The sequence below is a fragment of the Serratia nevei genome (assembly GCF_037948395.1).
Classification (GTDB): domain Bacteria; phylum Pseudomonadota; class Gammaproteobacteria; order Enterobacterales; family Enterobacteriaceae; genus Serratia; species Serratia nevei.
Genome location: NZ_CP149940.1, coordinates 312,758 through 338,147 on the forward strand (window position 1 = coordinate 312,758; position 25,390 = coordinate 338,147).

The window sequence follows — 25,390 nt, forward strand, 5'->3', positions numbered from 1 at the left end:
AAGATGAGCATTGCCTTTACCCCCTGGCCGGCGGAGTTCGCCAGCCGCTATCGCGAACGCGGCTACTGGACTGACAAGCCGCTGACCGAGATCCTCGACCGCCAGGCCAACAACGACGCCCCGGCGATTATCGACGCCCAGGGCAGCCTGACCTACCGCGAGCTGCAGCAGCGCGCCGATCGCCTGGCGGCCGCTCTGCTGCGCCGCGGCGTGAAATCCGGCGACACCGCGTTGGTGCAGCTGGGCAACGTGGCGGAGTTCTATATCGTGTTCTTCGCGCTGCTGAAAATTGGCGTGGCGCCGGTCAACGCGCTATTCAGCCATCAGCGCAGCGAGCTGAACGCCTATGCCGAGCAGATCAAACCGGCGCTGCTGATCGCCGATCGCCAGCACGGGCTGTTTGCCGACGATCAATTCCTGAGCGCCTTCCGCGATGCGCATCCTTCGCTGCGGGTTGTGGCGCTGCGCAGCCAGCCCGAGGGTGAACTGGCGCTAGCCGCCTGGCTGGACGAAGCGAGCGACGGTTTCGTCGCGCAGCCTTCCGCGGCCGATCAGGTGGCGTTCTTCCAGCTTTCCGGCGGCAGCACCGGTACGCCGAAGCTGATCCCGCGCACTCACAATGATTACTACTACAGCATTCGCCACAGCGTGGAGATCTGCCGTTTCGACGCGCAGACCCGCTATCTGTGCGCGCTGCCGGTGGCGCACAACTACCCGATGAGCTCGCCGGGCGTGTTGGGCGTGTTTTATGGCGCGGGGCTGGTGGTGTTCGCCGCCGATCCGGACGCCGGGCAGTGCTTCCGCCTGATCGAACGGCACCAAATCAACGTGACGGCGCTGGTGCCGCCGGCGGTCACGCTGTGGCTGCAGGCGATCGAAGAGTGGGGCGGCAATGCCCAGCTTGCCAGCCTGAAACTGCTGCAGGTGGGCGGCGCCAAGCTGGGCGAAACGCTGGCGGCGCGCATTCAGAACGAAATCGGCTGCCAACTGCAGCAGGTGTTCGGCATGGCGGAAGGGCTGGTGAACTACACCCGGCTGGACGACGACGAACGCCACATCCTGACGACGCAAGGGCGGCCGATGTCGCCGGACGACGAAGTGTGGGTGGCGGATGACGACGGCAATCCGTTGCCGGCGGGCGAGGTCGGGCGGTTGATGACGCGCGGGCCTTATACCTTCCGCGGTTACTACCAGAGCCCGGCGCACAACGCCGACGCCTTCGACGCCGACGGTTTCTACTGCTCCGGCGATCTGATCAGCATCAGCGAAGACGGCTATATCACCGTGCAGGGGCGGCAGAAAGATCAGATCAACCGCGGCGGAGAGAAGATCGCCGCCGAGGAGATCGAGAACCTGCTGCTGCGTCATCCGGACGTGATCAACGCCGCGCTGGTGTCGATGCCGGACGCGCTGATGGGGGAGAAGAGCTGCGCCTATATCATCGCCAACGCGCCGCTGAAGCCGGTGGTGCTGCGTCGCCACCTGCGCGAGCAGGGCGTGGCGGACTTCAAACTGCCGGATCGCTTTATTCAGGTGGACAGCCTGCCGCTGACCCCGGTCGGCAAAGTGGACAAAAAACGGCTGCGCCAGCAGCTCGACGCGCAACTACAGACTCAGGCTCAGGGAGATTAATCGATGGCCATTCCAAAACTTAATGATTACGCGCTGCCGACGGCGGACGAACTGCCGCAAAATAAAGTCACCTGGCAGGTAGAACCGCAGCGCGCCGCGCTGCTGATCCACGACATGCAGCAGTATTTCCTCAATTTCTGGGGCGAAGACAGCGCGCTGATTAAACAGGTGGTGGAGAACATCGCCAACCTGCGCCGCTACTGCAAACAGCAGGGCATTCCGGTGTTCTATACCGCGCAGCCGAACCAGCAGAGCGATGAAGATCGCGCGCTGTTGAACGACATGTGGGGGCCGGGCCTGAACAAACACCCCGAGCAGCAGGCGGTGACCGCCGCGCTGGCGCCGGACGAAGACGACACGGTGCTGGTGAAATGGCGCTACAGCGCCTTCCACCGCTCGCCGCTGCAGGAGATCCTGCAGGAGTCCGGCCGCGATCAGCTGATCATCTGTGGCGTGTATGCGCACATCGGCTGCCTGACCACCGCCATCGACGCCTTCATGCGCAATATCCAGCCGTTCATGGTGGCCGATGGCCTGGCGGACTTCTCGCGCGACGAACACCTGATGGCGCTGCGTTACACCGCCGGCCGCTGCGGCCGGGTGGTGACCACCGCGTCTCTGTTGCCGGCTGCCGGTATCGCCAGCATCGATGCGCTGCGTCAGCAGATCCTGCCGCTGCTTGACGAGGACAGCGAAGACATGGGCAACGATGAGAACCTGATCGATTACGGCCTGGATTCGGTGCGCATCATGGAGCTGGCGACCCGCTGGCGCAAGATCCGCGGCGACATTGACTTTATCGCGCTGGCGCGCAACCCGACCATCGACAGCTGGTGGGCGCTGCTTTCCGAAGAGAAAGCCTGATTTTAATAACGAAAGAGGGCGGCCGAGCGGCCGCCCCGTTGGCTCTATAAGGAGATTTCGATGAATACTTTGATCACCAAGGGAAAACGTGCGGCATTCCCGCTGATGCTGCTGTCCACGCTGCTGTTCTCCAATACGCTGCTGGCGCAGACCGCGCCGGAAGTGCTGCGCAAGCCGGTTGGCAAGGGCGCCTATGAAATGGCCTACAGCCCGAGCGAGAACGCGCTCTACCTGGCCACGTCGCAGAGCCGCAAGCTGGACAAGGGCGGCATCGTTTACCGTCTGGATCCGACCACGCTGGACGTGACCCAAATTATCCATAACGACATCAAACCGTTCGGCGCCGCCGTCAACGCCAAGACCGGCACGCTGTTCTTCGGCAACACCGTCAATAACTCGGTGACCGCCATCGACGCCAAGACCGGCGACGTGAAAGGCCGCCTGGTGCTGGACGCGCGCAAGCGTTCCGAGACCGTCAAGCCGCTGGCGCCGCGCGAACTGGTGGCGGATGCCGACAGCGATACCCTGTACATCACCGGGCTGGGTGAATCCAGCGTGGTGTGGGTGGTGGACGGTAAGGATCTGACCCTGCGCGCCACCGTGACCGACACCGGCAAATACGGCACCGGCCTGGCGCTGGACGCCGCCGCCAAGCGCCTGTACGTCACCAACGCCGACGGCGAACTGGTGACCATCGACACCCAATCCAACAAGGTGCTGTCGCGCAAGAAGCTGGATGAGTCCAAAGAGCACTTCTTCCTGAACATCAGCCTGGATACCGCTACCCATCGCGCGTTCATCACCGATTCCAAGCAGCCGCAGGTGCTGGTGGTGGATACCCGCAACGGCAACGTTCTGAGCAAGATCGACGTGCCGGAATCGCTGGCGGTGCTGTTCAACCCGGCGCGCAATGAAGTTTACGTCACCCATCGCCAGGCGGGCGAAGTGAGCGTAATCGACGCCAAGAGCTACAAGGTGCTGAACACCATCAAGACGCCGACCCACCCGAACAGCCTGGCGCTGTCGCCGGACGGCCAGACGCTGTACGTCAGCGTCAAGCAGGCTTCCAGCCGCGAGAAAGAAGCCACCGCGCCGGACGACGTGATCCGCGTAGCGCTGAAATAATCCCGCTCAGGGTAAGCGCACACCGAACAGGCGAAGCGGCGACGCTCCGCCTGTTTTTTTTCGCCCCAGGATCTGCGGTATAAAGTGTGCATTGATCCGTTAACCCGAAGGAACGTTGGTTATGCCCGCCTCGCGCACCACGCTGTTGTTGTTCGTTATCACCCTGCTGCTGCTGGCCGTGTTGATCCACAGCGGCATCCGCCCTTACGATCGCACCACCTGGCTGATGGAGGTGGCGCCGGTTTTGATCGCCTTGCCGCTGCTGTGGCTGACCCATCGCCGTTATCCGCTGACGCCGCTGCTCTACACGCTGATTTTCTTCCATGCGCTGATCCTGATTTTCGGCGGCATGTACAGCTACGCCCGCGTGCCGCTGGGGTTTGAGGTGCAGCAGTGGCTGGATCTTGGCCGCAACCCATACGACAAACTGGGGCATTTCTTCCAGGGGCTGGTGCCGGCGCTGGTGGCGCGCGAAATCCTGCTGCGCGGCGGCTATGTGCAGGGCCGCAAGATGCTGGGCTTTGTGGTGTGCTGCATCGTACTGGCCATCAGCGCCGTGTATGAGCTGATCGAGTGGTGGGCGGCGCTGGCGCTGGGCCAGGGCGCCGACGAGTTTCTCGGCACCCAGGGCGACCCGTGGGACACCCAGTCCGATATGTTCTGCGCGCTGCTCGGCGCGCTATGCGGTTTGCTGCTGCTCGCCGGCTGGCAAGACCGGCAAATTCGCCGCCTACGCTGAGTATTTTCCAACGTTGCTCAGGCCCGCCTTATGGCGGGTTTTTTTATTTATGCTCAGTTTGTTAATCCACTTTATGCGTGCATTGAATTAGAAAAAGGCTGCAAAATTCACTCTGTGAATTGTATGGTGAGATTGAATATGTATTTGTTTTTATTGTATTTTATTCTTTTTGTTAAGAATTTTCTTATCATTTGCGCTATGCTAATATTGCCACGTTTGATAGGGGCTAATGGGCGTTAACCAGTTTATCGCGCAGGGAATTATGAGATACATAATTAATAATAATATTAAATATCATGAAGATAGATCGGAGCTGATCTCGCTGCATGACGACATTCCGCCGATTGTGCTGACGGCCACGCTGAACCGCCTGCTTTCCGCCCTGGTGCGCAACAATAATCTGGTGCTTTCCCGCGAAACGCTGCTGACGCAGGTGTGGGAGGCACATGGCCAGGTCGCTTCCGGCAACAACCTCAACAACACCATTTCGATTCTGCGCAAAGCATTCTCTTCGCTCGGCGAGGAAGAGATCATCGTCACCCTGCCGCGGCAGGGGTTTATGTTTACCGCTCGCGAGCTGAAGACGACAGATAGCCAGGCGGAGGCGCTGATGGTGCAGAACGCGGCGCCCGTCGGCGAGGCCGCGCCTGCTGCAGAGCCCACGGCTAGATTGACGCGCTTCAAACGCATTGGGCTGAGCGGGTTGCTGCTGTTGGCCGCAGGAAGCGGGATCTGGGCCTGGCAGGACAGCGGCTATGCGCCGCTCAGCGCGATGGCGGTGGGCAACATCGGCAGCTGTGAGATCAAGTTTGTTACCTCATACCACAAGCCAGGGCCGGGTGAGGTTGATTTAAGCCGTTTGAAAGGGCTCTTGGAGCAGAAAAACATCCCATGCAATGTGCCGGCAACAGTGTTGTATTACGACAGCAAATTCATTTTGCCGAATGCCGCTGGGCGGTTCCGATCGTTCTACTTTTATTATTGCCCACAGGCAAAGATGAAGGTTGGGGAAGCACAGTGCGAGAATTTCCATGAAAACCAGAGTTTGTAGGCGGATTTGGCAGTATCGGTTAGCACTGTTAAGCGCGGTGACCATACTGATTTTCGCTATAGCCGGGTATAGGCTGTTTGTTAAACCGCAGATACCGGAATGCCGTGCGGTGGTACAGATAACGAACACGATGCCGAATGAAGTCTGGAAACGCTTGCTGCTGGTCAGTATCGTGCCGGACGGCCCACGCAAAGCCACTGTGTTGCTTAACGGCAGTTTTTATCAAGGGGATACGCGTTACGATATCAGCCGGGCTGTGGCGTTATCGTATCAACGACAGGGGAGTAACTATGTATTGCGTGTTGACGAAAACATCAGAAAGTCGGCAGATACGGTGACGAAAGATGAGATGAATCGGCGGCTGCCCGCGGTGGGGGCGTTGTATCATTTGCGTATCGAGCAGGTTGATCGTTACCACTATCTGGTGAGCAACAATTATTCACCGTGGTTTGTTTGCGCGACCAAAGAGGAATAACTCCCCCGGCATTGCCGGGGGAGCAGTTTGGTGACCCTGGGGGATAATTCGTAAAATTCAATGCTGCTTGTTATCGATATAATTGTTGATGCAGGGGCTGTTACCGGCTCGGGGACAGTACGTCACCCATTGTTCATTGTTTTCCGCGCCCTCATTGCGGATATTATCGTAGTAATAAACGTCGGCGCGCGTTTGGCAACTGAAACCAGCGCGTTGTATAACCCGTTTGATTTGGCCTAAATCGCCGCTGCCTAACGTCATGCTGTAAATCTGGCAATTTCCGTAGCTTCCCAAAGGATATACATTAATGCGCGTGCTGTTTTTATACAGCACGATGGCAGCAAAAGGCACCAGGCAGGCCGCCATGATCATAATTAATCTTTGTAGCGATCGCTGTATACCCGGCTGTTTATTTCCCGGTGGCGGGATGATGGTGGTTTCCAACGTGTTTTCATGATCTTTCTTATATTTCTCCTGTTTTGAATCTGTCTCGTGAATACTAATGGCGCTGAATTTAAACCCCTGGCGTGGATAAGTCACGATAATATCTTCTGTACCGCATTGCGCCAAAGACTTCCGCAAGCCGGAGACATAATTATTCAGGTTGTTATTCGAAGCCTTCAGGCCGTGTTCGACCCACACTTCATTAAGCAATCTCTCCCGCAGCAACAGATTGTTATTATTACGAATGAACATCGATAACAGTCTGGCGCTGGGCTTAAGTAAAGCTATTTTATTGCTGGCGTTATCGATATGCGCCAATGTGCCGTCCTCCTCATTATAAAGGACGATGTCATTTATGATGAAAATCATTTCTACTTTCCGTCAACTTTCCTGTCGAGAGATTATTCTGATGGCTGAGCGTATTTTTTTCAATCCTCCCTTTTGGGTGTAAATAGGATTTTTCTCTCTATTGATATAAATTTGGTGAAATATTTCCATTTTTACAAGTTTTTTAAAATAAATATCGATAATTAAAAGCTATTTTTTGGGTTTTAAATCTATTTAATTTGTATTTTTTAGATTTAAAAACTGTGTTTTTGTCTATTTTAAGCATAACGTTTCATTTGACGATGTGAGGATGTAAATTTGTTCCCACTGATACGGGGCGCCAAATGCAGCGTATTAGCCATCGAGGCAACGCACAGAAAATGAAAACACTGCCGCATTGCCTCGGTGACTTACGGATTTAATTTACTCCACTGTTTACTAAGGAATGTAAGGGATTTATATGAAACTGAACAAAATTATGATTGCCGCCGTGCTGGCTTTCGGCACTTCTTCCATGATGGCCCAGGCAGCGAACCAGGGTAGCGGTACTGTTACCTTCACCGGTGAAATCATTGATGCGCCATGCTCTATCGCACCGGGTAATATCGATCAAACCGTACCACTGGGCCAGGTTTCCAACCTGAGCCTGAAAGACGGCCGTGAGTCCGAAGTAAAAGAGACGTTTAAGATCACTCTGGAAGACTGCACCATTGCAACTGCAAAAACTGTAAAAACAACCTTTACCGGTCAGGCTGGTGGTGCTGCAGGTACTGACAAGAAAATGATCGCGTTGGGTAGTGGGAGCACCGCTAAAGGGGCAAGTATCGTGATTACTGATACCAATAATGCTAACGCTGTCGTTGAACTGGGCACGGCTACCGCCGGCCAGAAGCTCGAGATCGGTGATACTGGCGCTGAGCTGGCATTCAAAGCCTTCCTGAAAGGCAATGGCGGCGCTCTGGATACCATCGTCCCAGGTGCGTTCACTAGCGTTGTTAACTTCGCTCTGAACTATCAATAAGTCATATTCACAAGCTTATTCAGCATGCGGGTAACCGCATGCTTTTTAAAATGGAATCTTATTGCCAGGAACTTGTATATGTTTCAGAAAACCCAGGCCTTAGTGGTACCTTCCCTGTTGATCCTGATTTTTATTACCCAGCCATCAATAGCGCAGAGCTCTGTGATTGGGTGGGGCAGAGTCAATATGGAAGGTGCCATTGTCGATGCTGCTTGTGCTATTGAAGCAGTGAGTCGCGATCAAACCATTGATATGCAAGCATTGCCGGTAGCGCAAATTGCCCGAGACGGTTACGGGCTGACCAAACCATTCAGTTTGCGGTTATTGAACTGCAGCTTAGCAGACGTGGGGAAAATGCAACCCGGTCGTCAGCATTTCCAAATGACGTTTGATGGCCGGGTCGATAATGGATTATTCGGGGTGACGGGAGAGGCAAAGGGAATTGCATTACGTCTCTCAGACGGCGTAGGCAATGTGATTTACCCGGGTCTCGCCATGCCAATAGATGGCTCAATAATAAAAGAGAGTTACTTAAACTATTCCATGCAGCTGGTAGCTAATCGCCAGATATTACATGCCGGGGATTATAGAACCGCTATCCGTTTTAAATTGAATTACTACTGATTATAAATAAGTTAAAGGTTGGCGGCACCATGAAATTGAACGCAAATAACTCGAAAGCACCTTTATTGAGTCTGCTGGGGGTGTGTATTTCTTTGGCGATATGCAGCGTGCCTTTTCAATTGCAGGCGAACGATGAGGTGCAGTTTAACATTGACGTGTTGGATCTAAACGACAGGAAAAATATTGACCTGAGTCAGTTTTCCCGTGGCGGCTTTATTATGCCGGGGAAATATATCATGTCGATTCACCTGAACACGCAGGTTTTGTCCGAAGAACCTATAGCCTTCTATGCGCCGGAATATGAGGCGAAGGGTAGTGCAGCGTGCATATCGCCAGCGTTGGTTGAAAAGCTCGGGTTTAAAACAGATGTCTTGGCCAAGTTGCGTTGGTGGCACGGCGAACAGTGTCTTGACCTCACCAGTCTGAACGGTTTGGAGGCCAAAGGTGATTTGGCGACATCCGCCCTGTATTTGAACGTTCCTCAGGCTTATTTGGTGTATTCGTCCCCGGATTGGGATCCGCCGGCACGCTGGGATGAAGGCATTCCGGGGGTGTTGTTGGATTACAACCTGAATTCACAGGTGCAACGCACTCAGCAAACCGGGCTGCAGTCCTACAGCCTGAGTGGGAACGGCACGACAGGGGCCAACTTGGGGGCCTGGCGTTTGCGTGCTGACTGGCAGATGAACATCAATCATCAAACCGGCTCCGGTTTATCAACGCAGCAAGATTTCGATTGGAGCCGGTACTACGCTTTCCGCGCTCTGCCTAACTGGGGCGCTCGGCTGACCTTGGGAGAGGACTATCTGGCGACGGATATCTTCGACAGTTTTCGTTACACCGGTTTCAGCGTAAGTTCGGATGACAATATGTTGCCGCCTAACCTCCGTGGCTATGCGCCGGAAGTGACTGGGATAGCCAAAAGCAACGCTAAAGTCGTCATTAGTCAGCTCGGCCGGGTACTGTATGAAACCCGGGTTGCTGCGGGGCCATTTCGCATCCAAGACATTAATGACTCCATCTACGGGCAGTTGGATGTTCGGGTAGAAGAGCAAGACGGCAGTGTGCAGGAGTTCAAGGTAGACACCGCTAATATTCCTTATCTGACGCGGCCAGGTGCAGTGCGTTACAAATTTGCCAGCGGCAGGCCTTCAGATTGGAATCATCGCGTGCAGGGGCCTTTGTTCGCTACCGGCGAGTTCTCTTGGGGGGTGAGCAACGGTTGGTCGTTGTACGGTGGCGCTTTGGGGGGCGGGGACTATAAGGCCTTGTCTATGGGGGTGGGGCGTGATCTGCTGGCCTTTGGGGCGGTGTCATTTGACTCCACGCAATCACGTGCGGAATTGCCGCAACGGGATGGCACTAAAAGCGGTGGATCATACCGGATCAGTTATTCAAAAAGCTTTGACGAATACGATAGCCAAATCACCTTTGCCGGCTATCGCTTCTCGCAGCAGAACTTTATGACAATGAGTGAATATCTGGATGCCCGTTACTACGACAATAACCTCGGAAAGAGCCGAGAGATGTACACCATCACGCTGAATAAACAGTTTCGTGATTTGGGCATAAGCAGCTATCTCAATTACAGCCACCAGACCTATTGGGATCAGCCCGTGAGTGAGCGTTATAGCTTAGCGCTTTCCCGTTATTTCGATTTGGGCTCGCTGAGGAATATGAGCGCGTCGCTCACGGCGTATCGAAATAAATATCAAGGAACCAATGACGATGGCATGTATCTGTCCTTCACCTTGCCGTGGGGGGTAAATACCAACATTAGTTACAGCAGCTCGTGGAACCGTAACGAAAGCACACAGCGGGTGGGATATTACGAAAGGCTGGATGAGCACAACAACTACCAATTGAGCAGTGGCCTATCACGCCAGGGGGGCTCGGCCAGCGCTTTCTATACCCACGAGGGGGATAACGCGCGTATCGGTGCCAACGCCAGTTACCAGGGAGGCAGCTACTCATCTATGGGGTTCTCTTTGCAAGGCGGAATGACGGCAACGGCCAAGGGGGCTGCGCTGCATCGGAATGGCAGTTTTGGCGGAACACGTTTGTTGCTGGACACTCAAGGCGTAGCCGGGGTGCCGATCCGCGGGTATGGCGCAACGACGCGTACCAATATGTTTGGCAAGGCGGTAGTCGCGGATGTCAGCAGTTATTACCGCAGCAGGGCGAGTATTGATCTGAATACCTTGCCGGATGATGTTGACGCAACGCAGTCGGTGGTGCAGGCGACATTGACCGAGGGCGCGATTGGTTACCGGCGTTTTGACGTGATTTCAGGGCAAAAGGCGATGGCCGTTATTCGCCTGGCCGACGGCAGCGCACCGCCGTTTGGCGCACAGATATACAACAGCCGGCAGCAGCAGACAGGTCTGGTGAATGATGAGGGTAGCGTATACCTAAGCGGCATTCAGCCCAATACGGAGATGACGGTGAATTGGGATGGTAAAGCGCAATGTCGGATCACATTGCCGGAAATCCGCACGGATATAGCGTTGAGCAACCTGCTGTTGCCATGCAGGGCGAGCATCGGGACACAGACAGAGTAAACCGATACTCCCGCGATTATTTTAGTAAGAGCAAGCTTTATGAGACGGAACAATTCTATGAAAAATAACGTAGTAAAAGCATTATCAATGGCCGGGGCACTGTCGGCAACGGTATTGAGCAGTCAGGTCCAAGCTGCTATCGCATTGGATCGTACCCGCGTGGTCTTTAATGGGGCTGAGAAATCGGTAAGCCTGAATATCAGCAATAAAAATACCCAGTTGCCGTATTTGGCGCAGGGGTGGCTGGAAGATGCCGATGGCAAGAAGATTACCAGTCCACTGGTGGTATTACCGCCAGTGCAGCGGTTGGAACCAGGGGCGCAGAGTCAAATAAAAGTGCAGACGACGCCAGCGGCGAATTTGTTGGCTCAGGATCGTGAAACCCTGTTCTATTTCAACCTGCGTGAAATACCGCCGAAAAGTGAGAAGGCCAACACATTGCAAATCGCCTTGCAGACGCGCATCAAACTGTTCTATCGCCCGGTGGCGATTACGCCAGACAGAGGTAGCGCTTTTACGCCGTGGCAGGAGAAGCTAACGCTGACTCGCCAGGGTAATGGTTTCCAAGTGAATAATCCTACGCCTTATTACATCACTCTGGTTGATGCCAGCAACAGCAAAAAGGGAAAAACGGCGCAGGGTTTTGAGCCGTTAATGGTGCCGCCTAAAGGCAGCATTGCGCTGGGGGCTTCTGGGTTGGGCGATGCGCCGGTGCTGACTTACGTCAATGATTACGGTGGCCGTCCGACGCTGACATTCAAATGCGGCGCCGGTGACTGCCAGGTTGTGCCGGACTCAAAAGGATAACAAAAATCGGTGGCATTTTTACCGGCTATTGAGGCGAGCGGGGAAAAAGCAATGCAAAGAATGGGCAAGGGAAAGCGCAATTTGAAGGGCGGTTTTTTGAAGCAGCAAAGAGGGATGGGCGCCATATTGGCGTTGACGTTGCTGATGGCCGGTCTCGCGAAAGCGGAAGAAGGGAATCACGGTGTGTTGTTTGTCCATGGTGCATTGACGGAGGGGGCCTGCCGGTTGGATATGGCGTCGGCGTATCAGGATGTCTGGTTAGGCGAGGTGACGACGGGCAGTTTGGCCAGGGTGGGCGAACGCGCTCAACCGGTCGCTTTCCAGCTTCGCTTGCGAGATTGTCTGCGCGTGGGGGCTGCAATGCAGGATGAACGTTTGGGAACTCGGACATGGGACACCTACCAACCTGCCGTTACGGTGAGTTTTAATGCGCCCGCCGATGCGGATAACCCACAGTTGGTGAAGGTGCGTGGGGCCGGTGGGCTGGCGTTGCGCCTGTTAGATAGCGATAAAAAAGATGTGCGCATGGGAAGTCGCAGCCGGCCACAGCGACTGGCAGTTGGAAGCGACGCGTTGAATTTCTATGTGATGGCGGAGCGCACGCGTGCGCCTATGGTTGCAGGTGCCTATCAGGCCGCCATTGATTTTCGGATGAGCTATGACTGAGGTGCAAACAATGGGCAACCTATGGCGTAGCGTATGGCTAAACGTGGGGGAATGCGTTCGGCTCTCTTGCTCTCTGGTGATCACCATGGCGCTCTCCTCGGCATTAAGCGTATTGGCGGTGCTGCTGATTAGTCAAGCCGGATGGGCAGCGACGGCGCCGGTCACGGTAAAAGGGACCGTTGTCGCCAAGCTAAATTGTGAAATTAATGGCGGCCAGGATATTTTCGTGAATTTCAACGAGCTGATCACCGCCAAGATTGATGGCGAAAAATACGGCAAGCGGCCGATCCCATTTGGGGTGAGTTGCAGCGGCAATACATCGGGTAGCGCGGGGCTTTTGAAATTGAGTTTGAACGGCGTGTTGCCGGATTTTGGTAACAGCTTATTACGCACCAGTAATAACGATTTGGCGATTAAGCTGCTGCAAGAGAACGGCCAACAGTTGCAGCTGAATACATGGCTTAATTTTACCTATCCGGAGGTGCCGGCATTATACGCCGTGCCGGTAAAACGCAGTGGCGCTACGCTGAAAGGCGGGGATTTTTCCAGCAGTGCTACATTAGTCTTAGCGGTTCAATAATAAGAGAATGAAAATGAGGGTAATTAAAATGAAAAAAATGAAAATGGCGTATAACTCAGGTCTGGCGGCAATGGCTTGTATGGGGTTGCTGGCCATGGTGCCTGCACAAGCGGTGAAGGTAAATTTCACCGGCAAACTGGTAGAACAACCGGTCTGTACGCTGAATGACGGTAAAGATATTAGCGTGGATTTTGCCAACGTCGTCATTAATAAAATTGATGGGGTCGCTTACAAAAAAATGGAAATTCCCTATAGCGTTTCCTGTAGCGGTGGTTCTGAAAACGCTGGCGATCTGAAAGTGAATTTGAGCTTTGCGCCGGTATCCTGGGGGGATGGTAAACCACTGCAGTCAAGCGTGGGCAACCTTGGATTACGTATCACGCAAGGTGCAGGCGATACCACTTACGTCAGCGATACCAAACTGATTATTAATGCCGCTAACCCGACGAAACTTTACGCAGTGCCTATCGCACGCCCAGGTACCATGCTGGTGGGGGCTGATTTTACCGGAAACGCGACGTTAACTGCCGAGTATGAGTAATAACGGTTCCTGCAACTGGGTTGTCTACGCCGGGTTGCAGGAAATCGGGGCGGGTAGCATGAAAAGCGCAATATATGAGGTAGCCATTGCGTAGCGAGAGTGGTGTCGGGGGCGTTGACACCGAAGTGTAATGACGCACAGGGCAGTTTTTCTGCGCGCGTATTAATGTGAACATGCGTTGATGGCTGAGTTAGCGTTTGTGCTTATTTTATTTTTAATACGCCGGTGATGGTTCAAGAGGAATCTATGAGTTTTTCTATTTTATCTTTTTTTAAAAATAAACTTACATGGTTGGGTAAGCTTGTTTTGTTTTCTCTTTCTGCTTTCACATTTAACACAGAGGCTGGAATGGTTTGGCAGACCCTGAATGCGCCTATCGTTGATGGATATATTAGTAGCGGAAATAGCAGTCGCTATAGTGCTTTAGCTCGGCTGGTAAGCATAGATTTCAATGATCCGACGCCTAACCCTTGTTATAATGCCGGTTGCATAATTACCGTTGGTGCTTATCATAACTTTTCTCACGCATATACTTATGCAGCTTCATACACATCAACGCCGTCGTTTAGACTCATTTGGAATTCGAATACTATTAAAGATATACAGAAACAAAGAACAATGGGAGAGTTGTACTCTTTGCTAAGTAAAATTGGAGACGATTTTGGGGGGAAACTGAATGTGGGCATCGAGGCGTTAGGGACTACTTTGGGCTATTGTGATCCTGGATTTGATAAGACATGTATCATCAAGAATAAGTGGGAGGCCTATTCAAAAATATGTTACGCGTTAGTTTTCACTTTCAGCACTGCTTACTATAAGGCTTTTCCTGGGCAAAACTGCATTGGCCCGACGCCGCCCAATAATGAATGTAAAATTGACGCGGGTGCCGTAACGCTGGATCACGGCTCGTTAACTACGGATGAAGTCAATGGCAATAAGAAGAAAGAGACTGTGCGGATATCCTGCACCTACCCGGCTAACGCGGAAGTGTCGGTGGTGAGCAATACTGCCAATGAAAAAATCATGTTGAAGGGCGACGGCAGCCTTTATTCCACCGTCACAGTTGACGGTGTGCCTGGCATCACCGGCAAGAAAATTGCCATTCCGACGGGCGGGGTGCCTATTGATTTGGAATCTACCCTGTATACCGTCGGGAATATTGAAGAGGGGCCGTTCAGCGGCAATGGCATTCTTATCATAAATGCTTATTAATAATACGCAACGGGAATTTATAATCTATGTGGATATGTGGAGCTCCCGTTTAGAGACCCAATGGCTATGGAAGTTGTCATTGTTATGATAATCACGGGCATAAGCAGGCTCTGCATTTTTTTTGTGGGTTATATTGCTCTGATCCAATTCTAGGGGGTAAGGATGAAGGCGATCAATATCATTATTGATGATGAAAATCGCTATTTTTCATCTGGTCTGCAAAGCAGCATAAAAGAATATGCGCAGGCCAATAATAAGGAGATTTGTTTTTTGAAACAGGATGCCATGATCCGACCCGATGTGATATTCGTTTCATCAAGGCGTATTGCTCAGCGCTGGCGAAAAGCGGCGCATGGTGATGGTGCTCCTCCTGTCGTCACGATACAGGAAAGGCCGATTATTTCTCATGAAGCATCCCGTGTACTGTATCGAACAGATAGCCCTGATAAATTGTTCCTGCTGTTGGCTGAAATGTTGAGCGATACACGAGCTACAAGACGGTTCGAGTATCAACCTCTAACCCATCGTGAGCGCCAGGTAGTGAATTATCTTAGAAGGGGGTTTGATCAATCCCAAACCGCCAAAGTGATGGGGGTGAGTGTGAAAACGGTGCATAGCCATAAGCGCTCCGTTATGGGTAAGCTAATGCTCTATCGCAACCATGAATTTTTGTACTGGCTTTTATCGCACGAGGGAGAATTATCTTAACCCTAACGAGGGGTTTTCTATTTCCTGTGTTTTGTTAAATTCTGACGGCGAAAATTTAGCGTGGCGGGTATTAATTAATAAATACCGTTGATGTTTTTTCTAAAGATATTGGTTTGGCGTAATTAATTACGCTCGGGTGCTCCTATGCCTCAGGCAAGCGTCGGCGAAATAAATCGGCAAATAAAGCGAGTTTGTTTATCTCTGTTGTCTCGCCGGTTTTAGTTGTGAGAGGCCGGCAGTCTTTTGCCAATACATGTTATTCGACGAGCAGGGAGGGTTCTGCTTTTTTTCGTCCTTTGTCGGCCAGGGCTATTAATTGAGCACTATTGATGACTTAGGGAAATAATACCGGGCTGATACCGAGAGAGGGGCGCGACTGTGATGTCGTGCTTCTGTGCCGGACAGCACAGGGAGGTCATGTGGATCTGTTTTTTCTGGCAGTATTTCTGTTTTTTTTGAGTCTGTATTCGTTTTTTCAGCACGCAAAGCGTATGAAGAAAAGACGACTAACCATTCAGGAACATATGGTCGATTGGGGAGTCTGGCGGGGGAGGGAAGGGGACTGATACCCTGCTCAGAATAATGAAAACCCGCCTTTTGGGCGGGTTCTTCTGAAGATGGTGCCCGGACTCGGACAACCGGCGCTTGCGCCGGGTTGAACAGCGCTTCAGCGCTGGCCCGTAGGGTGAGGCCTTTGGCCGAATAATCGAACGCAGTTCGATGGAGAGTTCGAACTCCAGAAAGCGAAGAACCCGCCATAGGCTGGGTTCTCTAAATAGGGCGACCGGACTCGGACAACCGGCGCCTGCGCCGGGTTGAACAGCGCTGGCCCGCAGGGTGAGGTCTTCAGGCCTCATAATCGAACGCAGTTCGATGGAGAGTCCGTACCCCAGAAAGCGAAAAACCCGCCATAGGCGGGTTCTTCTGAAGATGGTGCCCGGACTCGGACAACCGGCGCTTGCGCCGGGTTGAACAGCGCTTCAGCGCTGGTCCGTAGGGTGAGGCCTTTGGCCGAATAATCGAACGTAGTTCGATGGAGAGTCCTGTCCCTGAAAAGCAAAAACCCAGCCATAGGCTGGGTTCTCTAAATATGGTGCCCGGACTCGGAATCGAACCAAGGACACGGGGATTTTCAATCCCCTGCTCTACCGACTGAGCTATCCGGGCAACGGGCAGCATTAAACCGTATTGGCCGATGGCCGTCAACGGCTTTATGCGTGAAAGACGTTAAAATGCCTCCGGTTGCTGGCTTTTCAGGCAAAGGGCGCAAAAAATGCGCCTGCTGTGGCTATCACCTTGGGCTGTCGGCGCCGCAAGCGCGGTTCGCTTAGCTCAGCGCCCCGTTGCGGCGGCACTGTGCCACCTGCAAGATGTCTTCCGCCAGCCGTTTGGCGACCGATACGTCTTGGAGCTGGCGTTTTACCAGCAGTTTGCTCAGGCAGCCTTCCTGAATCAATTCCATTTGCTGCGCCACCATGTCGGCGTCGTCGGCGTCCATGTCACGTAGCAGTTCGCGGGTCAGCTCCAGCGAGGTCAGCTTTTGCTGCTCCGCCAGCTGGTGGATCGGGTGATCCGTTTCCGGGAAGAAGCTGCAGGCGGCGATAAACAGGCAGCCGGGGTAGCGGTCTTGCTGCACGTATTCCGCCAGCACGTCATAGCGCGCCAGCAGCTTTTGCTGCGGGCTCAGGTTTTCATCCAGCAGCAGCTGGCGGCGCCAGGTGTCGATCTGTTGGCCGTGGTAGCGCAGGCAGTCGTACAGCAGCGCTTCGCGATCCGGCCAGAACCGTTTGAGATCGCCGGGCTGAACGTCGAGTTTTTCCGCCAGCATCTCTAATGTGGCGGTCGCCAGGCCCTGTTGTTCCAACAGGCCCAGCGCGGTATCAAGGACGTGTTCACGTTGCACTTGTGCTTCCTCCCATTCGCTTCCGATCTTCAGTGTCATTTATCGCATCACTTTCTGCAAATGCGCGTTGAAGGCTTCCGCCTTCATAAAACCGGTGACCCGCTGGGCCGTCAGCTCCTGGCCGGCCGGATCGAAGAACAGGATCGTCGGCAACCCCAGCACCTGCAGATGCTTCAGCAGCGCCGCCTGTTCCGCACCGTTGGCGGTGACGTCCGCCTGCAGCAGCACCGCGTTGGCCAGGCTCGCCTGCACCGCCGCATCGCTGAAGGTGTATTTCTCGAACTCTTTACAGGCCACGCACCAGTCGGCGTACAGGTCCAGCATCACCGGCTTGCCCCGCGCCTGTTGCAGCGCGAGATCGAGCTGTTCGACGTTGTTGATGCGGGTAAAAGTCAGGTGCGGTTGAGCCGCCTGCTGCGCCTGATCGGCGCCGAAGGCCCAGTCCTGCAGCGGCCGCGCGGCGATCACCGCCGCCGCCAGCAGCAGAAGCTGCAGGGCGCGCGTCCATCCACGTGTGCTTCTCAGGCTCAGGGCGAAGGCCCAGCCGAAGAACGCCAGGCCGAGCAGGCTCCACAGGCGCAGGCCCCACAGATCGCCGATCACCCGCTCCAGCAGGAACACCGGCAGCGCCAGAATGACGAAGCCGAAGGCCTCTTTCACATACTGCATCCACGGGCCGCTGCGCGGCAGCAGGCGGTTGCCGAACAGGGTGACGATCACCAGCGGAATGCCCATCCCCAGTGCGTACAGGTACAGCGTGCCGCCGCCGGCCCACAGGTTACCGCTCTGGGCGATATACAGCAGGATGGCGCTGAGCGGCGCGGTGGTGCAGGGCGAACAAATCAGCCCGGCCAGGGCGCCCATCAGGAACACGCCGGCCAGCGAGCCGCCGCGTTGGGTGTTGCTCCAGCTCGCCAGCCGGGTTTGCAGCGCAGAGGGCAGCTGCAGGGAATAGAGGCCGAACATCGACAGCGCCAGCGCGATAAACAGCACCGACAGGCCGATCAGCACGTAAGGGTGCTGCAGCGCCGCCTGGAACTGCAGGCCGGCGGCGGCCACCACCAGCCCCAGCAGGGTGTAGGTGAGCGCCATGCCTTGCACGTAAACCACCGCCAGCGCCAGAATGCGGCCGCTGCTTTGCGGCCGGTCGCGGCCGAGGATGATGCCGGAAATCAGCGGGTACATCGGCAGCACGCACGGGGTGAAGGCGATGCCGATACCGATCAGCAGCGCCCACAGCGGCGAGAACGGCAGGCTGGCCGGCGTAGCGGGCTGTTCGGTTGGTGCGGTGTCAACCGCCGGGAGCGGGGCGGTCGCGCCGGCGCTGACCGCGTCCAGCGGGATGATCCGGGTTTCCGGCGGATAGCAGAAGCCGGCCTCGGCGCAGCCCTGATAGGTGACGCTGAGGCTGGCGTTGGCCGCCGCCTGTTGCAGCGGCACCTGCAGATTCAGCTGCTGTTTGAAAATCGCCACTTCGCCGAAGAACTCGTCCTTGTGGCTCAACCCTTCGGGCAGGGTAAAGGCGCCGAGCGTCGCCTGCTGCGGCACCAGTTTGATCTGCTGGCGATACAGGTAGTAGCCGGGGCGGATCTGCCAGTTCAGCGTTACCTGGCTGCCTTGCTGTTTGAAATCGAAGGCGAAGGCCTGATCGACAGGCACGAACTGGCTGCCGCCCTTCGGCGCGAACAGCGAAGCCTGCGCCGCCTGCGGCAGGAAGAACAGGCTGCACAGCAGCAAAATCAGTTTAAGGAAGCGTTGATCCATAACAGGTAGTCTTTATCTCCGGCCATCACCGGCAGCACCAGCAGCTCGGGCGTCTGGTAAGGGTGATGTTGTTTCAGGGTGTCGAGCAGGGCCTGCTGACGGCGGCGATCGCTTTTGAACAGCATCTGCACTTCGTATTCCTGTTCCAGTTTCCCTTCCCAGTAATACAGCGAGGTAGCGCCGGGCAGCAGCGTGGCGCAGGCCGCCAGCTTATCGCCCAGGACCCGCGCCGCCAGTTCCTGGGCGCTGGCTTCATCGGGTGCGGTACAGAGTATGACGACAGCTTCGCAATCAGACATCTTCAGCCCTCTCATCGGTTCGAATGGGCACTATACCCTGAAGGCGGATTGGCTAGAAGGCGAGTTTATCGCCAGAAGGAAAACCGGGGCCGCAGCCCCGGTCGGAGCGTTACAGCATGATGCTGCCGAGCAGGAAGCCGAATACCACGGCGAAGATCACGCCCATGGTGCCGGGAATGAAGAACGGATGGTTGAACACGAAGCGGCCGATGCGCGTGGTGCCGGTATCGTCCATCTGCACCGCGGCGACCAGCGTTGGGTAGGTCGGCAGGATGAACAGGCCGGAGACGGCGGCGAAGGAGGCGACGGCGGTCAGCGGCGATACGTTCAGCGCCAGCGCCATCGGCATCAGCGCCTTGGCGGTAGCGGCCTGCGAGTACAGCAGCGCCGAGCAGAAGAAGAAGATCACCGCCAGCAGCCACGGGTGCGCCTGAATGACGCTGCCGGCCGTCTCTTTGATCCAGTCGATGTTGGCCTGCACGAAGGTATCGCCCAGCCAGGCGACGCCGAGGATACAAATACAGGCGCTCATGCCGGCCTTGAAGGTGCTGGAGTTCAGCACCATGTCGGTGTCGACGCGGCACAGCAGGGTGGTCAGCGTGGCGACGCTCAGCATGATGATCAGGATGGCGTTGGTGGTGTTCATCAGCGGCTTGGCCACCAGGCCCAGGCCCGGGCTGTTGATGATGGCGTAAGCCACCACGCACAGCACGCCCAGCAGGAACAGCAGCACCGAGGCTTTGGCGCGCGGTTTGATCGCCAGCGCGTTGTTGCCGCGCAGGGTGATCAGGCCTTCTTCCAGGCGTTTCAGGTACACCGGATCGTTAGACAGCTTGGAGTCGAACAGCCAGGTCACCAGCAGCGACATCACCAGCACGGCGCAGAAGGTGGACGGGATCACCACCATCAGCAGGTGCAGGTAGCTGACGCCGTGGCCTTCCATCACCGAAGACATGTACACCACCGCGGCGGAGATCGGCGAGGCGGTGATGGCGATCTGGGCGGACACCACGGCGGTGGACAGCGGCCGGCAAGGCTTGATGCCCTGTTCTTTCGCCACTTCGGCGATCACCGGCAGCGCCGAGAGCGAGATGTTGCCGGTGCCGGCGAAGATGGTCAGGAAGTAGGTGACGATAGGGGCGAGAATGGTGATGTGCTTGGGGTTCTTGCGCAGCAGCTTTTCGGTCTGCTGCACCAGATAGTCCATCCCTCCGGCGACCTGCATCGCGGAGATCGCCGCGATCACCGCCATGATGATGGAAATCACGTCGAAGGGAATGCTGCCCGGCTTGACGCCGATCAGCGCCAGGACCAGAACGCCCAATCCCCCCGCGAACCCGATACCGATACCGCCCAACCTGGCCCCTAAAAAGATGGCCAGCAGAACGATAACCAATTCCAAGGCTAGCATAGTGTTTACTCCTTAAAATGAGAGAAATTGAAAATCAAACGTTAAAATTTTGTGGGCGCCGGAAAGTAAAAAGGCACGCTATCCAGAGGATTTAGCGTGCCTTTCAGGGCTACCGGGTAGGTCTGTTATTGTTCATTTTCATCCGTATAGCGTTTGGCTTTATAGGCCGGGTGCATCAGGTTCTCCACGGAGAAGATGTCATCCAGCTCGGCTTCGGTCAGCAGGCCGCGTTCCAGCACCACTTCACGCACGCTCTTGCCGGTTTCGGCGCAGATCTTCCCGACGATGTCACCGTTATGGTGGCCGATGAACGGGTTCAGATAGGTGACGATACCGATCGAGTTGAAGACGTAGTGTTCGCAGACTTCTTTATTCGCGGTGATGCCGTTAATGCATTTTTCCAGCAGGTTGTAGCAGGCGTTGGTCAGGATGTGGATCGACTCGAACATCGCCTGGCCGATCACCGGCTCCATCACGTTCAGCTGCAGCTGGCCCGCTTCGGCCGCCATGGTAACGCAAGTGTCGTTGCCAATCACCTTGAAACACACCTGATTGACCACTTCCGGCACGACCGGGTTCACTTTGGCCGGCATGATGGACGATCCCGCCTGCAGCTCAGGCAGGTTGATTTCGTTCAGGCCGGCGCGCGGGCCGGAGGAGAGCAGGCGCAGGTCGTTGCAGATTTTGGACAGTTTCACCGCTAGGCGTTTGAGCGCGCTGTGCACCATCACGTAGGCGCCGCAGTCGGAGGTGGCCTCGATCAGGTCTTCCGCCGGCACCACCGGCAGGCCGCTGACTTCCGCCAGTTTTTGCACCGCCAGCGGCTGATAGCCTTCCGGGGTGTTGAGTGCGGTGCCGATGGCGGTGGCGCCCAGGTTCACTTCCAGCAGCAGCTCCGCTGTGCGGTGCAGGTTGCGGGTCTCTTCGTTCAGCAGCACGCTGAAGGCGTGGAACTCCTGGCCGAGGGTCATCGGCACTGCGTCTTGCAGCTGGGTGCGGCCCATTTTCAGGATGGTTTCGAACTCTTTCGCCTTGCGGTCGAAGCCTTCACGCAGCTGGTTGATGGCGTCGATCAGTTTCTGGTTGGAGGCGTACACCGCGATGCGGAACCCGGTCGGGTAGGCGTCGTTGGTGGACTGGCACTTATTGAGGTGATCGTTCGGGTTCAGGTACTGGTATTCGCCTTTTTGGTGGCCCATCAGCTCCAGGCCGATGTTCGCCAGCACTTCGTTGGTGTTCATGTTTAGCGAGGTGCCTGCGCCGCCCTGGAACACGTCCACCGGGAACTGATCCATGCATTTGCCTTTATCCAGCACCTCGTCGCAGGCCTGGATGATCACGTCGGCGATTTTGCGCGGGATGGTTTTGAGTTCTTTGTTGGCCATCGCCGCGGCCTTTTTCACCATCACCATGCCGCGAACGAACTCGGGGACATCGCTGATTTTGCTGTTGCTGATGTAGAAGTTTTCAATCGCACGCAGAGTGTGAACTCCGTAGTAAGCGTCTGCGGGGACTTCACGTGTTCCTAACAGGTCTTCTTCGATACGAATGTTGTTTGACATGAGAACCTTCTCTATGTGTTGCTGCCGAATTAATAATTTGTCAGGTCAAGGCTAGTAAGGGCACAGCCTAAATTAATATTGCCGAAGGCTTGGGGCGTGAAACGATTAACCAAATCGCCCGTTGCTGCCCAGATCATATGCTGGTTGGTAAGAAATGACTGAATCCAGATCACCTTATGGTGTTTAAGGATATGCCCTTTTCCGGTTCTGTGACTTCTTTCACGTTTGTGAACTTTAGCAATAAAAACCGGCTCTCGGTTGAAATGGTGGGGTGATGCCCTCATTGTAATGGTGTCGGCCGTTTACGGCCTCTTTTTTCGCGCCGTCGCCCCGTGGCGGCCGCGCTTTACCTACCGATAGGAGAACCAGGTGCGCTGGTTACCGCTACTGCTGATATTTCTGCTGGCTTACATAGAAATATCCATCTTTATCAAAGTCGCCGCCGTGCTCGGCGTGGCTGTCACCCTGCTGCTGGTGGTGTTCAGCTCCTGCGTCGGCATTTCGCTGGTGCGCAATCAGGGCATGAAAACCTTCGTGCAGATGCAGCAAAAACTGGCGGCCGGCGAAAGCCCGGCGGCGGAAATGGTGAAAAGCGTTTCGCTGGTGCTGGCGGGCTTCCTGCTACTGATCCCGGGCTTCTTTACCGACTTCCTCGGCCTGTTACTGCTGCTGCCGCCGGTGCAAAAATCGTTGACGCTGAAGCTGATGCCTCACCTGTCGGTTTATCGCCCCGGCGGTTGGACGGGCGGCGACGCCGCCAACGGCAACACCTTCGACGGTGAATTCCAGCGCAAGGACGACGAACGCCCGGTGCTGGAACACCGCCCGGACGAGGAGCGCAAGCCCCACGATCGTTAAGCAAACGCGGCTCAGGCCGCGTTTTTCATCTCTGTAGCACCCGCGCGACCAAAAATGCGAAATTTTTTTCGTTAGCCCCCTTGAAGGGGGCTGGAACGCCCCCATCTCAAATCCCACGAGGCCGGTAATAACAACCATCCGGTGTACAACCCTAAATCTGATAGAGACCTTCTTACAGGAGAGCGTTCAATGAGTATTCGTCCATTGCATGACCGCGTTATCGTCAAGCGCAAAGAAGTTGAATCAAAATCTGCTGGCGGCATCGTCCTGACTGGCTCTGCGGCGGGTAAATCCACTCGCGGTGAAGTGGTTGCAGTGGGTAAAGGGCGTGTGCTGGAAAGCGGCAACATCCAACCGCTGGATGTGAAAGTTGGCGATATCGTGATTTTCAACGACGGCTACGGCGTGAAAGCAGAGAAGATCGACAATGAAGAAGTGTTGATCATGTCCGAAAGCGACATTCTGGCAATTGTTGAAGCGTAATTGCGCTTTATCTTCTGAACTGAACGAGTTGAAGGGAAATACCAATGGCAGCTAAAGACGTAAAATTCGGCAATGACGCTCGCGTGAAAATGCTCCGCGGCGTGAATGTTCTCGCTGATGCAGTAAAAGTGACTCTGGGCCCGAAAGGCCGCAACGTAGTGCTGGATAAATCTTTCGGCGCACCGACCATCACCAAAGACGGCGTTTCCGTTGCGCGTGAAATCGAACTGGAAGACAAGTTCGAGAACATGGGCGCACAGATGGTGAAAGAAGTGGCCTCCAAAGCGAACGACGCGGCGGGCGACGGCACCACCACGGCAACCGTACTGGCGCAATCCATCATCACCGAAGGCCTGAAAGCGGTTGCTGCAGGCATGAACCCGATGGACCTGAAGCGCGGCATCGACAAAGCGGTTATCGCTGCGGTTGAAGAACTGAAAAAACTGTCCGTACCTTGCTCCGATTCCAAAGCTATCGCTCAGGTAGGCACCATCTCCGCCAACTCCGACGAAACCGTGGGTAAACTGATCGCGGAAGCGATGGAGAAAGTGGGCAAAGAAGGCGTTATCACCGTTGAAGAAGGCACCGGCCTGCAAGACGAGCTGGACGTGGTTGAAGGTATGCAGTTCGACCGCGGTTACCTGTCCCCATACTTCATCAACAAGCCGGAAACCGGTTCTGTTGAGCTGGAAAGCCCGTTCATCCTGCTGGCTGACAAAAAGATCTCCAACATCCGCGAAATGCTGCCGGTGCTGGAAGCCGTTGCCAAAGCAGGCAAACCGCTGCTGATCATCGCTGAAGACGTAGAAGGCGAAGCGCTGGCGACCCTGGTGGTCAACACCATGCGCGGCATCGTGAAAGTGGCTGCCGTTAAGGCGCCTGGCTTCGGCGACCGTCGTAAAGCCATGCTGCAGGACATCGCGACCCTGACTGCCGGTACCGTTATCTCTGAAGAGATCGGTCTGGAGCTGGAAAAAGCCACCCTGGAAGACCTGGGCCAGGCAAAACGCGTTGTGATCAACAAAGACACTACCATCATCATCGATGGCGTGGGCGACGAAGCGACCATCCAGGGCCGCGTTGCTCAAATTCGTCAGCAGATCGAAGAAGCGACCTCTGACTACGATCGTGAAAAACTGCAGGAGCGCGTAGCGAAACTGGCCGGCGGCGTTGCCGTTATCAAGGTTGGCGCAGCCACTGAAGTTGAAATGAAAGAGAAGAAAGCCCGCGTTGAAGACGCCCTGCACGCGACCCGCGCTGCAGTGGAAGAAGGCGTGGTGGCCGGCGGTGGCGTAGCGCTGATCCGCGTTGCAGGCAAAATCGCCGCGCTGAAAGGCGACAACGAAGACCAGAACGTGGGTATCAAAGTTGCGCTGCGCGCAATGGAAGCCCCTCTGCGTCAGATCGTGGTCAACGCCGGTGAAGAAGCTTCCGTTATCGCCAACCAGGTGAAAGCGGGCGAAGGCAGCTACGGCTACAACGCTTACTCTGAAGAATACGGCGACATGATCGCGATGGGTATCCTGGATCCAACCAAAGTGACCCGTTCTGCTCTGCAGTACGCGGCTTCCGTGGCTGGCCTGATGATCACCACCGAATGCATGGTCACCGACCTGCCGAAGGCTGACGCACCGGATCTGGGCGCAGCAGGCGGCATGGGTGGCATGGGCGGCATGGGCGGCATGATGTAATCATCCCCCACACGCTTGTGTGCTGAGAACCCCGGTCAAACG

At 55.3% G+C, this 25,390-nt stretch carries 24 protein-coding genes and 1 tRNA gene; 18 read left to right on the forward strand and 7 right to left on the reverse strand.

The window, feature by feature from the left end:
* Positions 1–3: 3 nt before the first annotated feature.
* From V8N38_RS01385 to V8N38_RS01410, 6 genes are all read left to right on the forward strand, one after another.
* On the forward strand, positions 4–1,632 hold the full coding sequence (locus V8N38_RS01385; RefSeq protein ID WP_147839648.1) for a (2,3-dihydroxybenzoyl)adenylate synthase: 1,629 nt from the start codon (positions 4–6) through the stop codon (positions 1,630–1,632).
* Positions 1,633–1,635: 3 nt separating this feature from the next.
* On the forward strand, positions 1,636–2,496 hold the full coding sequence (locus tag V8N38_RS01390; protein ID WP_004930014.1) for an isochorismatase: 861 nt from the start codon (positions 1,636–1,638) through the stop codon (positions 2,494–2,496).
* A gap of 105 nt (positions 2,497–2,601) precedes the next feature.
* On the forward strand, positions 2,602–3,621 hold the full coding sequence (locus V8N38_RS01395) for a YncE family protein (RefSeq protein ID WP_371935057.1): 1,020 nt from the start codon (positions 2,602–2,604) through the stop codon (positions 3,619–3,621).
* Between the two features lie 121 nt (positions 3,622–3,742).
* Positions 3,743–4,360, forward strand: a complete 618-nt coding sequence (locus tag V8N38_RS01400) for a DUF2238 domain-containing protein (RefSeq protein ID WP_147839650.1) — start codon at positions 3,743–3,745, stop codon at positions 4,358–4,360.
* A 229-nt stretch (positions 4,361–4,589) separates the two neighbouring features.
* Positions 4,590–5,411 (forward strand): winged helix-turn-helix domain-containing protein, encoded by an 822-nt coding sequence (locus V8N38_RS01405; protein WP_244951301.1) that lies wholly within the window; start codon positions 4,590–4,592, stop codon positions 5,409–5,411.
* On the forward strand, positions 5,392–5,886 hold the full coding sequence (locus V8N38_RS01410) for a hypothetical protein (RefSeq protein WP_147839651.1): 495 nt from the start codon (positions 5,392–5,394) through the stop codon (positions 5,884–5,886). Before V8N38_RS01405 ends, V8N38_RS01410 begins: the two co-directional genes overlap by 20 nt.
* Before the next feature lie 57 nt (positions 5,887–5,943).
* Here V8N38_RS01410 and V8N38_RS01415 read toward each other — a convergent pair whose 3' ends face one another.
* A complete protein-coding gene (locus V8N38_RS01415; protein WP_147839652.1) occupies positions 5,944–6,699 on the reverse strand; it encodes a winged helix-turn-helix domain-containing protein in 756 nt (251 codons plus the stop codon).
* Between the two features lie 418 nt (positions 6,700–7,117).
* Between V8N38_RS01415 and V8N38_RS01420 the strand changes: the two genes are divergently transcribed.
* The 9 genes from V8N38_RS01420 to V8N38_RS01460 all read left to right on the forward strand — a co-directional run bounded on the left by V8N38_RS01420 (position 7,118) and on the right by V8N38_RS01460 (position 15,377).
* Positions 7,118–7,678, forward strand: coding sequence for a fimbrial protein (locus V8N38_RS01420; protein ID WP_147839653.1), 561 nt, complete (start codon positions 7,118–7,120; stop codon positions 7,676–7,678).
* A 78-nt stretch (positions 7,679–7,756) separates the two neighbouring features.
* The gene (locus V8N38_RS01425) at positions 7,757–8,302 is read left to right on the forward strand and encodes a fimbrial protein (protein WP_147839654.1); all 546 of its coding nucleotides are present in this window, start codon (positions 7,757–7,759) and stop codon (positions 8,300–8,302) included.
* 29 nt (positions 8,303–8,331) lie between these two features.
* Entirely contained in the window at positions 8,332–10,863 is a 2,532-nt protein-coding gene (locus tag V8N38_RS01430; RefSeq protein WP_147839655.1) for an outer membrane usher protein, read from the forward strand.
* Positions 10,864–10,920: 57 nt separating this feature from the next.
* The gene (locus V8N38_RS01435; RefSeq protein ID WP_147839656.1) at positions 10,921–11,670 is read left to right on the forward strand and encodes a fimbria/pilus periplasmic chaperone; all 750 of its coding nucleotides are present in this window, start codon (positions 10,921–10,923) and stop codon (positions 11,668–11,670) included.
* Between the two features lie 9 nt (positions 11,671–11,679).
* Positions 11,680–12,336: a fimbrial protein gene (locus V8N38_RS01440; protein ID WP_244951302.1), complete on the forward strand. Its 657-nt coding sequence runs from the start codon at positions 11,680–11,682 to the stop codon at positions 12,334–12,336.
* Positions 12,329–12,916, forward strand: coding sequence for a fimbrial protein (locus tag V8N38_RS01445; RefSeq protein WP_147839657.1), 588 nt, complete (start codon positions 12,329–12,331; stop codon positions 12,914–12,916). Before V8N38_RS01440 ends, V8N38_RS01445 begins: the two co-directional genes overlap by 8 nt.
* 28 nt (positions 12,917–12,944) lie before the next feature.
* Positions 12,945–13,457, forward strand: coding sequence for a fimbrial protein (locus V8N38_RS01450; protein ID WP_187181541.1), 513 nt, complete (start codon positions 12,945–12,947; stop codon positions 13,455–13,457).
* Positions 13,458–13,703: 246 nt separating this feature from the next.
* Positions 13,704–14,669, forward strand: coding sequence for a PapG chaperone-binding domain-containing protein (locus tag V8N38_RS01455; protein ID WP_187181542.1), 966 nt, complete (start codon positions 13,704–13,706; stop codon positions 14,667–14,669).
* A 162-nt stretch (positions 14,670–14,831) separates the two neighbouring features.
* Entirely contained in the window at positions 14,832–15,377 is a 546-nt protein-coding gene (locus V8N38_RS01460) for a helix-turn-helix transcriptional regulator (protein WP_147839660.1), read from the forward strand.
* 1,091 nt (positions 15,378–16,468) lie between these two features.
* On the opposite strand, the gene V8N38_RS01465 is transcribed toward V8N38_RS01460, so the two are convergent.
* From V8N38_RS01465 to aspA, 6 genes are all read right to left on the reverse strand, one after another.
* Positions 16,469–16,544: transfer RNA gene (locus tag V8N38_RS01465), tRNA-Phe, on the reverse strand.
* A 160-nt stretch (positions 16,545–16,704) separates the two neighbouring features.
* On the reverse strand, positions 16,705–17,280 hold the full coding sequence (dicD, locus tag V8N38_RS01470; RefSeq protein WP_015376374.1) for a division control transcriptional repressor DicD: 576 nt from the start codon (positions 17,278–17,280) through the stop codon (positions 16,705–16,707).
* 39 nt (positions 17,281–17,319) lie between these two features.
* Complete coding sequence (locus tag V8N38_RS01475; protein WP_147839661.1) at positions 17,320–19,044, reverse strand: protein-disulfide reductase DsbD; 1,725 nt, start codon at positions 19,042–19,044, stop codon at positions 17,320–17,322.
* Positions 19,020–19,343 (reverse strand): divalent cation tolerance protein CutA, encoded by a 324-nt coding sequence (gene cutA / locus V8N38_RS01480; RefSeq protein ID WP_004929657.1) that lies wholly within the window; start codon positions 19,341–19,343, stop codon positions 19,020–19,022. The genes V8N38_RS01475 and cutA overlap by 25 nt, the downstream gene beginning before the upstream one ends.
* Positions 19,344–19,452: 109 nt before the next feature.
* Positions 19,453–20,754 (reverse strand): anaerobic C4-dicarboxylate transporter, encoded by a 1,302-nt coding sequence (locus V8N38_RS01485; protein ID WP_038879248.1) that lies wholly within the window; start codon positions 20,752–20,754, stop codon positions 19,453–19,455.
* 125 nt (positions 20,755–20,879) lie between these two features.
* On the reverse strand, positions 20,880–22,316 hold the full coding sequence (gene aspA, locus V8N38_RS01490) for an aspartate ammonia-lyase (protein WP_004929659.1): 1,437 nt from the start codon (positions 22,314–22,316) through the stop codon (positions 20,880–20,882).
* 369 nt (positions 22,317–22,685) lie between these two features.
* Here aspA and V8N38_RS01495 point away from each other — a divergent pair, with 369 nt between their 5' ends.
* The 3 genes from V8N38_RS01495 to groL all read left to right on the forward strand — a co-directional run bounded on the left by V8N38_RS01495 (position 22,686) and on the right by groL (position 25,348).
* A complete protein-coding gene (locus tag V8N38_RS01495; RefSeq protein ID WP_019453406.1) occupies positions 22,686–23,174 on the forward strand; it encodes an FxsA family protein in 489 nt (162 codons plus the stop codon).
* 189 nt (positions 23,175–23,363) lie between these two features.
* Positions 23,364–23,657: a co-chaperone GroES gene (locus V8N38_RS01500; RefSeq protein ID WP_004952634.1), complete on the forward strand. Its 294-nt coding sequence runs from the start codon at positions 23,364–23,366 to the stop codon at positions 23,655–23,657.
* 44 nt (positions 23,658–23,701) lie between these two features.
* On the forward strand, positions 23,702–25,348 hold the full coding sequence (groL, locus tag V8N38_RS01505) for a chaperonin GroEL (protein ID WP_084826953.1): 1,647 nt from the start codon (positions 23,702–23,704) through the stop codon (positions 25,346–25,348).
* The last annotated feature ends 42 nt before the right edge of the window (positions 25,349–25,390 follow it).